11 protein-coding genes are annotated in these 13867 nt (G+C 37.9%); all 11 read left to right on the forward strand.

Annotated elements, in window-relative coordinates:
* Position 1: 1 nt before the first annotated feature.
* The 11 genes from HQN83_RS20905 (at position 2) to HQN83_RS20955 (ending at position 13611) form a co-directional block, all read left to right on the forward strand.
* A complete protein-coding gene (locus tag HQN83_RS20905) occupies positions 2–1459 on the forward strand; it encodes a UDP-N-acetylmuramoyl-L-alanyl-D-glutamate--2,6-diaminopimelate ligase (RefSeq protein WP_173093035.1) in 1458 nt (485 codons plus the stop codon).
* Positions 1459–2730, forward strand: a complete 1272-nt coding sequence (gene mraY / locus HQN83_RS20910; protein ID WP_173093003.1) for a phospho-N-acetylmuramoyl-pentapeptide-transferase — start codon at positions 1459–1461, stop codon at positions 2728–2730. The genes HQN83_RS20905 and mraY overlap by 1 nt, the downstream gene beginning before the upstream one ends.
* The gene (gene murD / locus HQN83_RS20915) at positions 2730–4073 is read left to right on the forward strand and encodes a UDP-N-acetylmuramoyl-L-alanine--D-glutamate ligase (RefSeq protein WP_173093005.1); all 1344 of its coding nucleotides are present in this window, start codon (positions 2730–2732) and stop codon (positions 4071–4073) included. The genes mraY and murD overlap by 1 nt, the downstream gene beginning before the upstream one ends.
* 12 nt (positions 4074–4085) lie before the next feature.
* Positions 4086–5243 (forward strand): FtsW/RodA/SpoVE family cell cycle protein, encoded by a 1158-nt coding sequence (locus tag HQN83_RS20920; protein WP_173093007.1) that lies wholly within the window; start codon positions 4086–4088, stop codon positions 5241–5243.
* Positions 5244–5252: 9 nt separating this feature from the next.
* Positions 5253–6368, forward strand: a complete 1116-nt coding sequence (murG, locus tag HQN83_RS20925) for an undecaprenyldiphospho-muramoylpentapeptide beta-N-acetylglucosaminyltransferase (protein WP_173093037.1) — start codon at positions 5253–5255, stop codon at positions 6366–6368.
* Positions 6368–7723, forward strand: a complete 1356-nt coding sequence (murC, locus tag HQN83_RS20930) for a UDP-N-acetylmuramate--L-alanine ligase (protein ID WP_173093009.1) — start codon at positions 6368–6370, stop codon at positions 7721–7723. Before murG ends, murC begins: the two co-directional genes overlap by 1 nt.
* Complete coding sequence (locus HQN83_RS20935; protein WP_173093011.1) at positions 7716–8600, forward strand: cell division protein FtsQ/DivIB; 885 nt, start codon at positions 7716–7718, stop codon at positions 8598–8600. Before murC ends, HQN83_RS20935 begins: the two co-directional genes overlap by 8 nt.
* 51 nt (positions 8601–8651) lie before the next feature.
* The gene (ftsA, locus tag HQN83_RS20940; RefSeq protein WP_108203430.1) at positions 8652–10010 is read left to right on the forward strand and encodes a cell division protein FtsA; all 1359 of its coding nucleotides are present in this window, start codon (positions 8652–8654) and stop codon (positions 10008–10010) included.
* Positions 10011–10139: 129 nt separating this feature from the next.
* Complete coding sequence (gene ftsZ, locus HQN83_RS20945) at positions 10140–11774, forward strand: cell division protein FtsZ (RefSeq protein ID WP_173093013.1); 1635 nt, start codon at positions 10140–10142, stop codon at positions 11772–11774.
* Positions 11775–11934: 160 nt separating this feature from the next.
* On the forward strand, positions 11935–13176 hold the full coding sequence (locus HQN83_RS20950; RefSeq protein ID WP_173093015.1) for an aminotransferase class I/II-fold pyridoxal phosphate-dependent enzyme: 1242 nt from the start codon (positions 11935–11937) through the stop codon (positions 13174–13176).
* Positions 13177–13434: 258 nt separating this feature from the next.
* The gene (locus HQN83_RS20955) at positions 13435–13611 is read left to right on the forward strand and encodes a hypothetical protein (RefSeq protein WP_048904203.1); all 177 of its coding nucleotides are present in this window, start codon (positions 13435–13437) and stop codon (positions 13609–13611) included.
* The last annotated feature ends 256 nt before the right edge of the window (positions 13612–13867 follow it).

Below are 13867 nucleotides of genomic sequence, written 5' to 3' on the forward strand. Positions count from 1 at the left end.
GATGGGATTGCAGGAGATTTTATATGGGGTAGCAATAACAAACCTGGTTGGATCAACCAACAGGGAAGTTACTGCTTTGGTGTTTGATTCACGTCAGGTTGTTAAGGATAGTGTGTTTTTTGCGGTTAAAGGTACTTTGTCTGACGGACACACTTACATTCCTGCTACTATTGAAGCTGGTGCGAGTGTGATTGTTTGTGAGGAAATCCCTGAGGTTAAAAATGAACTGGTAACTTATATAGAGGTAGAAAATAGTGCTGCTGCACTAGGTATTATGGCCTCTAATTTTTATGGAAATCCTTCTTCTAAACTTCAATTAATAGGTATTACGGGTACTAATGGTAAAACTACCATTGCTACTTTATTATTTAAATTATTTAGAGAGCTTGGTTATAAAGTTGGGTTGATTTCTACAGTTGAAAATCATATCAACGATGAGGTTATTCCTGCCACACATACCACACCAAATCCATTGGCTTTAAATAGTCTTTTACAGGATATGGTAGCGGCTGATTGTAGCTATTGCTTTATGGAAGTAAGTTCTCATGCTGTGGTTCAGCATAGAATTGAAGGGTTAGACTTTTCTGGCGGCGTGTTTTCTAATATCACTCACGACCATTTAGATTTTCATGTAACCTTTGATAACTACATAAAAGCGAAAAAAGCATTTTTTGATGGGTTGCCAAAATCAGCTTTTGCATTAACCAATGTTGATGACAAGAATGGAATGGTGATGCTTCAGAATACTAAGGCATCAAAAAAGACTTATGCGCTTAAGCAATTAGGTGACTTTAAAGCAAAGGTTCTGGAGAATAGCTTTAACGGTTTGCATCTTGATATTGATGGGGCTGATGTATTCTTTAAGCTGGTAGGTTCTTTTAATGCTTATAATTTGCTTGCGGTATATGGTACTGCAATGTTATTGGAGCAGGATCAGCTTTCGGTGTTGACTGTATTAAGCAGGTTGACAGGTGCTGAGGGTAGATTTGAATACATAGTTTCTAATACTGGTGTAATAGGAATAATTGATTACGCACATACACCTGATGCTGTACAAAATGTATTGAGTACCATTCAGGATATAAGAAAAGGAACCGAGCAGGTGATTACGGTAATTGGCTGTGGTGGTGATAGGGATAAAACTAAAAGACCTATCATGGCGCAGGTTGCCTGCGATTGGAGTGATAAGGTGATTTTAACCTCGGATAATCCGAGAACGGAGAACCCGCAAACGATAGTGGAGGATATGGAAAAGGGTGTTTCGCCAACAAACAAAAGAAAAACATTAAGTATAGTGGACAGGAAAGAGGCAATTAAAACTGCCTGTCATTTGGCCAAACCTGGTGATATTATTTTATTGGCAGGTAAGGGGCATGAGAAGTATCAGGAAATAAATGGTGTAAGACATCATTTTGATGATAAAGAGGTATTGATGGAACAATTTAACTTGATCAGCTAATGTTGTATTATTTATTCGAATATCTAAATCAGAATTATGATTTTCCCGGATTGAGGTTGTTTCAATACATCACTTTCCGTACCTCTTTGGCTGTGATTATTTCGCTGATCATCACAACTGTTTATGGTAGAAGATTGATCAATTATCTGCAAAAAATGCAGGTAGGTGAAACGGTTAGAAACCTGGGTTTAGAAGGCCAGATGCAAAAACAAGGTACGCCTACTATGGGGGGTATCATAATCTTGCTGGGTATTTTGGTGCCTACATTGTTATTTGCCAACCTTACTAATATTTATGTAATCCTGATGATTGTAACCACAGTTTGGATGGGGGTTATTGGTTTTGTTGATGATTATATTAAGGTTTTTAGAAAAAATAAAGAAGGATTAGCAGGACGTTTTAAGATTGTTGGACAGGTTGGATTGGCACTTATTATTGGGTGGACAATGTACTTTAATCCTAATATTGTTGTAAGACAGACTGTTGATGAAGGTGCGAATGTAAAAGCAACAACCGGTATAGCTGCGAAGACTACTGCCCCAATGGTTTTAAGGCAAAAGGGCGAAAGTTTTTATTATACACAGGACGTTAAATCTACTATTACCAATGTTCCTTTCTATAAAAATAACGAATTCGATTATGCTAAGGTGCTGAAGTTTTTAGGCCCTGGTTATGAGAAGTATGCCGTAATGGTTTTTCTGTTGTTTGTAGTGGTAATTGTAACTGCGGTATCTAATGGAGCTAATATTACGGATGGTATTGATGGGCTCGCAACGGGGACATCGGCTATTATAGGTTTAACCCTTGGTTTGTTGGCTTATGTATCTGGTAATACGGTGATTGCCGACTACCTCAACATCATGTATATCCCCAATTCGGGAGAGCTGATGATTTTTGCGGGTGCTTTTGTAGGTGCTTGCGTAGGCTTTTTATGGTATAACTCTTATCCTGCCCAGGTATTTATGGGAGATACAGGTAGTTTGGCTATTGGAGGTATCATCGCGGCTTTTGCCATCATGATTAGAAAAGAATTATTGATTCCAATTTTATGCGGAGTTTTTCTGGTAGAGAATATGTCTGTAATTATTCAGGTAAGCTACTTTAAGTACACAAAAAGACGGTTTGGTGAAGGTAGAAGGGTATTCCTAATGTCGCCATTACACCATCATTACCAGAAGAAAGGATACCATGAGGCTAAAATCGTAACGCGCTTTTGGATCATTGGAATCTTGTTGGCCATCATCACTATAATCACTTTAAAACTGCGATAATGGAAAAGGATAGAATTGTAATTCTTGGAGCAGGAGAGAGTGGGGTTGGAGCAGCAATGCTGGCGCAAAAACAGGGTTTTGATGTTTTTGTGTCTGATTTTGGGGCTATAGCAACGCAGTACAAAGAGATTCTGGAAGAACTGCGTATTGATTTTGAAGAGAAGCAACATACTGCTGAAAAAATATTGAACGCAGTTGAGGTGATCAAGAGTCCGGGGATACCTGATACAGCTCCAATTATTAAGGAGATTAAGAAAAAGGGGATTCCTGTAGTTTCTGAAATTGAGTTTGCAAAAAGATATACCAATGCAAAAACAGTTTGTATTACCGGTTCAAATGGTAAAACAACTACTACAATGCTTACTTATCATGCCCTGAAAAATGCGGGGATGAATGTAGGTTTGGCGGGTAATGTTGGACATAGCTTTGCGGCTTTGGTAGCCACAGCAGAATATGACTGGTATGTATTGGAGCTTTCGAGCTTTATGCTGGATGATATGCATGAGTTTAAGGCTGATATAGCAGTACTATTGAATATTACACCTGATCATTTAGACAGGTACGATTATAAACTGGGTAATTATGCAGCTTCAAAAATGCGCATTACTCAAAATCAGACAGCAGATGATGTTTTCATCTATTGCGCTGATGACCCTGAAACTTTAAAAGTTTTAAAGAATACGAACGTAAGTTCAAAAATGTATCCCTTCTCTATTCGTAAGAAAATTGAGAGCGGGGCATACTTGGAAAGCGATAACATACACATAAATATACACCTAAACGACGAACTAACCATGTCTATTTCAGAGTTAGCCCTTCAGGGCAAGCATAATATTTACAACTCTATGGCTTCGGGCATAGTTGCCAAAGTATTAGACATTCGAAATACTTCCATCCGCGAGAGTATGGGAGATTTTAAGAATATTGAACACAGGTTAGAGCATGTGGCAAAGATTTCGGGTGTAGATTATATCAACGATTCTAAAGCTACTAACGTGAATTCTACCTGGTATGCTTTAGAGAGCGTAGGTACTGACGTGATCCTGATTATGGGTGGTGTTGATAAAGGTAATGATTACAATATGCTTAAGGATATGGTACATCAGAAAGTGAAAGCTATTGTATGTTTAGGTAAAGACAACAAGCGTATTCATGAAGCTTTTGAAGATGATGTAGAGATCATAGTGAATACTTTTTCTGCTCATGAAGCAGTACAGGTAGCTTATCACCTTGCTAAAAAAGGAGATACAGTATTGCTTTCGCCGGCATGTGCAAGCTTTGACTTGTTTAAAAATTACGAAGATAGAGGCAATCAATTTAAAACTGCTGTTAAAGAATTGTAGGTTATGTTTGCAATGAATAAACTTCTGGACAAGACAAAAGGAGATCGCTGGATTTGGCTGATCATCATTTTGTTGTCGCTTATTTCCATTTTGGTAGTATACAGTTCTACCAGTACTTTGGCATTTAAGCGTGGTGTGGGGGTGGAAAAATTATTGCTTACCAAACACGTAATCTTTGTACTTATAGGTATAGCTATGATTTATATAGCCCACCTTTTGGATTATCGATATTACGCCGGAATCTCTAAAGTGTTGATGGTGATTACTATTCCATTACTGGTGTATACACTGATTTTTGGAGCAAACGTAAATGATGCTTCAAGGTGGGTGAAGATACCGGTGATTGGTTTAACATTTCAGACGTCCGATTTAGCTAAACTGGCCCTGATTACGTTTTTGGCGAGGATGCTGACCCGAAAACAGGAAAATATTAAGGATGTGAAGGAGGCATTTATTCCTATTATGGGCTCTGTTTGTGTGGTCTTTGTATTGATTGCATGGGCAAATATGTCGACAGCTTTAATGCTATTTGGTGTAAGCATTTTGTTGTTGATTATTGGTCGTATCAGTATTAAGCAGATCATGATGGTGTGTGCCGGAGGTTTTGTGCTTTTACTTTTTGTAGCCTTTTTAGGTCCACGTAGAGAAGTGTATAAATCTCGTATCGAGACTTACATGCACCCGGAACGTCAGAATTCGGATAAAACATTCCAGTCCGACCACTCAAAAATTGCACTGGCCTCGGGTGGTGTGTTTGGTAAAGGACCTGGAAATAGTATTGAAAAGAACTTTTTGCCTCACCCTTATTCCGATTTTGTTTTTGCAATGATTATTGAAGAATATGGAACTATTGGAGGGATAATTGTAATGTCATTGTATCTGGTATTGCTTTATCGATGTATAAAGATTGTAACCCGAGCGCCCAAAGCATTTGGGGCACTACTGGCAGCAGGATTAAGTTTTAGTTTAACCATACAGGCCTTTGCAAATATGGCTGTAGCAGTTGGTTTGGGGCCGGTTACCGGTGTTCCTTTGCCGTTGGTAAGTATGGGAGGAACCTCTTTGTTATTTACAAGTATTGCATTTGGTATAATATTGAGTGTGAGTAAGGATGTTGAAGAGAATAGTAATAAGAAAGTAATTGTAGGTGAAATACCCGCAATGGCATAATATAAGATGATGAAACCAACAAGAGTAATTATTTCAGGTGGCGGTACTGGCGGACATATTTTTCCGGCCATATCTATTGCCAATGCGCTAAAGCGTATGGAGCCCGAGTGCGAAATATTATTTGTTGGCGCTACTGGCAGAATGGAAATGGAAAAAGTTCCTGCTGCCGGATATAAAATTGTCGGTTTAAATATTAGTGGTATTCAAAGGGGATCTATTATTAAGAATCTTGGTTTGCCATTTAAGCTTTTAGGAAGTGTGAGAAAGGCAATGCAGCTGATCTCAGAATTTAAACCAGATGTAGTTGTTGGGGTTGGGGGCTACGCATCCGGACCAATATTATACGCTGCATCATTAAAAAATATTCCTTATCTGATACAAGAGCAAAACTCTTATGCAGGTATAACTAATAAATGGTTGGGTAAAAAGGCTGCTAAAGTTTGTGTGGCTTTTGACAACATGGATCAGTTTTTCCCTGCTGCCAATATATTGAAAACTGGGAATCCGGTAAGGAAAGATGTTGTCGATATTTTAAATAAGCATCATGCAGGAGCAGAATTGCTAAAGCTTGATCCGCTTAAGAAAACAATATTAGTTACAGGCGGTAGTTTAGGCGCCGGTACATTAAATAAAAGCATTGAAAAGCACTTGCCGGAAATACTGAAGGAAGATGTGCAGGTAATATGGCAAACAGGTAAGTTCTATTATAAAGGAATTGTTGAACGTTTAGGTTTAAATTTTCATCCAAACGTGCGAATTCTGGAATTCCTGAATAAGATGGATATGGCTTATGCAGCGGCTGATGTGATTATATCAAGAGCTGGTGCTGGCACTATTGCAGAATTGTGTTTGATTAAGAAACCTGTTATTCTGGTTCCTTCGCCAAATGTTGCTGAAGATCATCAAACTAAAAATGCTTTGGCTTTAGTGAAAAACAATGCCGCACTTTTAATTGCAGATCGCTCTGCCGAAGATACACTGGTTCCAGAAGCTTTGGCCTTATTAAAGGACAAGGATAGAAGTAAGGTTTTCTCTGAGAATATTGGTCAGATGGCTTTACCTGATGCCGATAATCTGATTGCACAACAGGTTTTAAATTTAGCTGGAAAGGGAGGGCATAAATAATGGAACTGGACAATATAAAAAGAGTTTATTTTGTGGGTATTGGTGGAATTGGAATGAGTGCACTTGCTCGCTATTTTGTAAAGAGAAAGTGTATTGTGTGCGGTTATGACAAGACAAAAACCAATCTTACGACAGCTCTTGAGCAAGAAGGAGTCTTAATATCTTATGTAGATAATGAAGACACTTTGCCTAATTGCTTTACTATAGATGATAAAGAAACGCTAGTTGTTTATACGCCTGCTATACCTAAGAATTCTCAAATATTGAATTACTTTAAAGGGCATGGTTTTAAGCTTAAAAAACGCTCCGAGGTTTTGGGTATCATCAGTAAGGGTCAGTTTTGTATTGCTGTTGCCGGTACGCATGGTAAAACCACTACTTCATCTGTAGTAGCTCATATTTTAACAGATACGGGGTATGGCTGTACTGCCTTTTTAGGAGGGATAGCTACCAATTATAACAGTAACTTTTTAATTGGTAGTAATAATGTAGTAGTTGTTGAGGCTGATGAGTATGATCGTTCATTCCTGACATTACATCCAGACATTTCCGTGATCACTTCTATGGATGCAGATCATTTGGATATTTATGGTGATGCTTCACAATTGCAGGAATCGTTTAAATTGTTTGCCGGTCAGCTAAAACCTGAGGGAACACTGTTTGCGAAAAAAGGTTTGCCATTATCAGGTGCTATAAGCTATAGCGCAGATCTGGATTCACAGGTTAAGGCGCAAAACATCAGGGTAGAGAATGCAAGTTTTGTGTTCGATTATAGTGATGGTGAGCATTTGATAGAAGGAATCAGTCTGATGCTTCCTGGAAAACATAATGTAGAAAATACGGTGGCTGCAATTGCAGTTGCTTTGAAACTAGGGATTGATCCTGAAAAAATAAAAACTGCTGTAGGTAATTTTAAAGGTGTAAAGAGAAGATTTGAGTATATCGTAAATTCTCCGGAGCATATTTATATAGATGATTATGCGCATCATCCTGAAGAATTAAGAGCCTGCTTTAATGCAGTAAGACAATTGTATCCTGACAAGAAGCTAACTGTGATCTTTCAGCCGCATTTGTTTACCCGTACCCGCGACTTTGCAGATGATTTTGCGAAAGTTTTAAGCACAGCGGATGATTTGGTACTGTTAGAAATTTATCCTGCCAGGGAATTGCCGCTGGAAGGGATTAATTCGCAGTATTTGTTGGATAAGATCTCCTTGAATAACAAAGAGATATGTGGAAAAGATTTAGTTGTGCAACGCATAAAGAACAAACAGCCTGAGTTACTTTTAACTGTAGGTGCTGGAGATATAGATACATTGATACAACCATTAAAAACTCTGTTAACGAATGCTTAAGGGAATAGATTGGAGATCGGTATTTAAAGGTTTTGCCTGGATAGTTAGTCTGGCCGGAATCATAGTGCTCATGAGTTTTGTGAGCATTAAGAAAAATACTGTGACTTGTACCAATATTAAAATCTTAATTCCTGGAGCGGATAATTTTATTGAGCGAGAAGAAGTAGACGCAATTTTAAAGCAGAGTCAGGGAGTATTGATCGGACAGAAATTAGAGCAGATCAATCTCGAACAGATAGAGCAAAAATTAAAAGCTAATCCTTATATCGCTTTTGCAACTGTCTATGCTGATATGAATGGTGTAATTCATATTAATGTGAAGCAGCGTCAGCCGATATTAAGGATAATAAATGCTAGTGATCAGGATTTCTATATTGATAGAAATGGACTGAAAATGCCGATTTCTCCAAACTTTACCGCCAGTGTATTGGTGGCTAATGGAAGGATACTGGAAAGCTTTAGTGGTAAGGTTGATACTTTAATTACTAAGCTGGCGAAAGATTTATATAAAACGGCATTCTACATAGAGCAGGATACGCTGTGGGATGCGCAGATTGAACAATTGGTTGTAAATGATAAGAATGATATTGAATTGGTGCCAAGAGTAGGTAATCAGCGGATCATTTTGGGAAGTGCGGATTCTTTGGAAGTTAAGATGAGGAACTTGCGGGCTTTTTACAACAAGGCAATGCCTAAGGTGGGATGGGACACTTATAAAACCATCAATATAAAATATACCAACCAGGTTGTTTGCGAAAAGAACAAGGTTGATTCTTTAACGGGGGGAGCTAAAGCGGGTTTAGATTCCACGAATAAGAAGCCGATAGATACGATGGTACGTGAAGAGATGCCGGATGAACTAAAAGAAGACAATTAATACAGATACCAGGAAAAACAAGAATAAAAAACTCAACAAATCAATATAGTTATGGGCAAAGAAAAATTAACCACTCAGTCTCCAATTGTAGTAGGATTGGATATTGGTACTACTAAGATCTGTGTGATCGTTGGTCGCAGAACACAACACGGAAAAATAGAAGTATTAGGTATAGGAAAAGCAGAATCCGCAGGGGTAACACGTGGTGTGGTATCCAATATCCAAAAAACAGTTCAGGGGATATCTCAGGCGGTGGAACTTGCAAGTGGGCAATCGAACGTCGAAATCCGCGTTGTTAATGTAGGTATCGCTGGCCAGCATATCAAAAGTTTACAGCACCGAGGTATTTTGACCAGGAGAGAGTTAAATAATGAGATAGGGAAGAAAGATATTGACAAATTAATTGATGATATGTTCAAACTGGTTATGCCCCCAGGAGAAGAAATCATTCATGTTTTGCCACAAGAGTTTACTATCGACAATGAGCCAGGTATTAAAGATCCTATTGGAATGGCAGGAGTGCGTTTGGAAGCAAACTTCCACATCATTTCTGGTCAGGTTACTGCGGTAAAAAATATAATGAGGTGTGTAACCAATGCAGGTTTACAAACTCAGGAATTAATACTGGAGCCATTAGCTTCTTCTGAATCGGTGTTGAGCGACGAAGAGAAAGAAGCAGGTGTTGCTTTAGTTGATATAGGTGGTGGTACTACCGATATTGCAATTTTCCACGAAGGAATTATCCGTCATACTGCTGTTATTCCTTTTGGAGGTAATAGCGTAACGGAAGATATCAGAGAGGGATGTTCTGTGATGAGAAATCAGGCAGAGTTGTTGAAAACCCGTTTTGGTTCTGCACTTGCTGAAGAAAATAAAGAGAACGAGATTATTTGTGTTCCGGGATTAAGAGGAAGAGAACCTAAAGAGATTTCTGTGAAAAATCTTGCTTATGTAATCCAGGCCCGTATGGAGGAAATCATTGAGCATGTTTATTACGAAATCAAATCTTCAGGATATGAGAAAAAACTAATCGGAGGAGTAGTGATTACAGGTGGTGGTGCTTTGTTGAAGCACTTGTCGCAGTTGGTAGAATATGTAACCGGATTAGATTGCCGCGTTGGATATCCAAATGAGCATTTGTCTAAATATGAAGACATGCCTAAAACCATCTACGATGATTTGAAAAGCCCAATGTATGCTACCAGTGTTGGTTTGTTGATTAAAGGAATTCAAAAAGCTGAGGAGCTACTTGAAGAAATGAAGCAGCCGGGAGTATTTGTAGAGCGACCAAAAGATAAAGAGAAAGTGAAGCGTTCAGGTGGCGGATTGTTTGATAAACTCCTTGCAAAAACAAAGGATTTCATCAAAGACGACATGAATGTAAGTGATGAAGATTATATAAAGCCGTAATATTTTTCAACAAAACACGATTTTTCCACATTCTTAACAGTTGTGGAAAACGCCTGTTAAAAAAGTGTTAATATTACATAGAGAGATGAACAGGAAAAACGAATTTTTAAATAACTGATTCATAAAGATATGCAGTTTGAAATGTTAAAAGATAAGTCGTCAATCATCAAGGTAATTGGTGTTGGTGGCGGTGGAGGTAATGCGGTAAACCATATGTACCGTTCTGGAATTACAGGTGTAGACTTTATCATTTGTAATACTGATGCTCAGGCTTTGGAGTTTAGTCCTATTCCTAATAAGGTTCAACTTGGTGCAAGTTTAACTGAAGGCATGGGAGCGGGCTCAATCCCTGAAGTTGGTAAAAATTCAGCCATAGAGAATATTGATGATATTAAGCAGATGTTGGGCAGCACTACAAAAATGTTGTTCATCACGGCGGGAATGGGTGGAGGTACCGGAACAGGAGCCAGTCCAATCATTGCCAAAGCTGCTAAAGAATTAGATATTTTAACGGTAGCAATCATAACTACTCCTTTTGCCTTTGAAGGTAAAAGACGTAAAATGCAAGCTAACGATGGTTTGGATGAACTGAAAAAATATGTAGATTCTTACCTTGTTATTTCTAACGACAGGTTGCGTGAAATATTCGGTAACCTTACTTTAGGTTCAGCATTTGCCCAAGCGGATGATATTTTAACAACTGCGGCAAAAGGAATTGCGGAGATTATAACTGTACCAGGATATATCAACGTGGATTTTAAAGATGTGCGTACTGTTATGAAAGACAGTGGTGTATCTATAATGGGTAGTTTTGCATGCGAAGGCGAAAACAGAGCATTAAATGCTGTTGAAGGCGCTTTAGCTTCTCCATTGTTGAAAGACAATGAGATTGAAGGTGCAAGATATATCTTATTAAATATTAGTTCCGGAGTACAGGAAGTAACAATGGATGAGGTTACTATCATCACTGATTACATCCAGGAAAAAGCAGGTCTTTCTGCTGATTTGATCTGGGGTAACTGTATTGATGAGAACCTTGGCGAAAGATTATCAGTAACTATTATTGCTACTGGTTTCCAAACGAAAGAACAGCGCGAAGAGGATAAAAAGAACGTTAAAAAGATCTCTTTATTAACCCCTGAAGAAGCGCCTATGGTGCGTCCGGTAGAGCCTGTTAACTCTTTCATACAGCCTAAGGCTGAGGTTCCTTCTGAGGAACCAGTAATGAGAGCTAAAGAAGAAATAAAGCAATCTGATCTTTTCGGCGATTTGTTTAATATCAACAAAGCCAGAAAAGTTGATGAGCCTGAAAATACAATCGTAAGACATACCTTAATTGAAGAAGAGCCTATTCAGGAAACTCATCAAGAGTCTTCAGGCTTTGAATTCGAAATTAAGCTTGCCGAAACAGATTTTGTATTTGAAACCCCTGCATCTGTTTTCAATAACGATGTTGAACCTCATAGAGAAGAAGTTCATGAAGCAGGAGCTGATGATGACAAAAACGATGAATCAATAGAAGATCAGCTTAAAAAATCAAAAGAGAGAATCTTAAGATTAAAAGATCTTAGTATGAAATTAAGAACCAGCAATGGTTTGCAAGAGTTAGAGAATGAGCCGGCTTATAAACGTAAGCAAATGCAATTACAGCAGGTTCAGCACTCATCTGAATCTCAGGTTTCAAGATTTACTTTAAGTAATGATGAAGACGGATCAACTGAAATCAGACCTAATAACTCCTTCCTTCACGATAATGTTGATTAATTATTAACACATAAAAAATAAAAAGCCTTAGCAATAAATATGTTAGGGCTTTTTTGGCATAATAATAGCTTATTGGCCTCGGTATATGCTGATGTTGCGTATCAGTCATATTAATCTTAAATTTGCAAAAAAAAAATAAAAGAACTTAATACATATAACATTGGATATTTTTGAAAAGATAACAAAGCATATGGGCCCACTTGGGCAACATCACAAATGGTCACATGGATACTTCTCATTTCCTAAATTAGAAGGGGATATTGCTCCTCACATGAACTTCCGTGGCAAAGAACACCTGGTATGGAGTTTAAATAACTATTTAGGTTTAGCTAATCACCCTGAAGTAAGGGAAGCTGATTTAAAGGGTGCTGCAGAATTTGGAATGGCTTATCCTATGGGTGCTCGTATGATGTCGGGTAACTCTAAATACCATGAACAATTAGAGCAGGAACTTGCAGCATTTGTAGGTAAACCGGATGCTTTCTTATTAAACTATGGTTATCAAGGAATGGTTTCTATCATTGATAGTCTTGTAGATAGAAATGATGTTATTGTTTATGATGCTGAATCTCATGCATGTATCATTGACGGATTGCGTTTGCATATGGGTAAACGTTTTGTTTACAAACATAACGATATTGATAGTGCACGTAAACAACTGGAAAGAGCAACTAAGCTTGTCGAACAAAGTGGTGGCGGTATCTTGGTAATTACTGAAGGTGTTTTCGGTATGTCGGGTGCACAAGGAAGATTGAAAGAACTTGTCGATCTTAAAAAGGAATTTAACTTCCGTTTATTGATTGATGATGCTCATGGTTTTGGTACTATGGGCCCTACTGGTGCAGGTACTCACGAAGAGCAAAACTGCATAGATGGTGTTGATGTTTACTTCGGCACTTTCGCAAAATCTATGGCAGGTATTGGTGCATTTGTTGCCTCTACAGAGGAAATAACTAATTTCTTCCGTTACAACATGCGTTCTCAAACTTTTGCTAAAGCATTACCAATGCCTATGGTTATTGGTTTGTTAAAAAGATTAGAGCTGTTAAAGAACAATCCGGAACTTAGAGAAAAATTATGGAATGTAGCTAATACATTGCAGAAAGGTCTTAGAGAGCGTGGATTTGATTTAGGCGTAACAAATACAATGGTTACTCCGGTATTCTTAAAAGGAGAGCTATTGGACGCTACAGCGCTTACAATGGATCTTCGTGAGAACTATTCAATATTCTGTTCGATTGTAGTGTATCCTGTTATTCCTAAAGGACTAATTGAGCTTAGGTTGATACCAACGGCTGTTCATACAATGGAAGATGTACAGCGTACATTAGATGCCTTTAGCGAGGTTTCTGATAAATTGAAAAGTGGATACTACAAAGAGAATCAATTCTCAATAGCATAATATTAATTAATGTAAAAGCCCTTTTAACACTGTTAGAGGGGCTTTTTTGCTATTCGGTGTTTTGTAATTGGTTGGTTTTCAGTTGAGTGATGTTTTTTTATTGAGTTTTAATTGTGAATAACCCCTTTGAATGTGGAAAAAAACAGTGTTATGGGCATTTTTTTATTAATCCAAAAATTTTTTTTGTAAAATAAACATCTTACTTTAGTAATAGAGTATTAATCAAAACCTTAAAAACCTAAAAGGAGTAAATTAACGATGAAAAAATTTAATGAAGTAAAAGAACTTGTAGCAGCTTTAGAAGCTGATGCCGACAAATTCTACAACAAGGCGAACAGCGCTGCAGGTACACGTGTACGTAAAGGTATGCAAGACCTTAAGAACTTAGCTCAAACTATTCGTTTAGAGATTCAAGAGACAAAAAATAAAGGTTAGAACCACCCTATTTTTGTTTTGATGAAAAAAAAGCGTCTCGATAATTCGGGACGCTTTTTTTGTTGAATGTTTTTAGACTACTCGTTATCCTGAATTTATTTCAGGACCCCACACTCTCTGGGTTAGACTTACTGATGCGAGGTCCTGAAATAAATTCACTGTTGTCCGGAGAAAGTTTTATAATAAATTTTAACCGGACAGCCGACTTACAAATGGCTGCAATATTTGGCTTCTGAAATATTATTTTCCTGAATAT

This window comes from Pedobacter foliorum, from assembly GCF_013266735.1.
Taxonomy (GTDB): domain Bacteria; phylum Bacteroidota; class Bacteroidia; order Sphingobacteriales; family Sphingobacteriaceae; genus Pedobacter; species Pedobacter foliorum.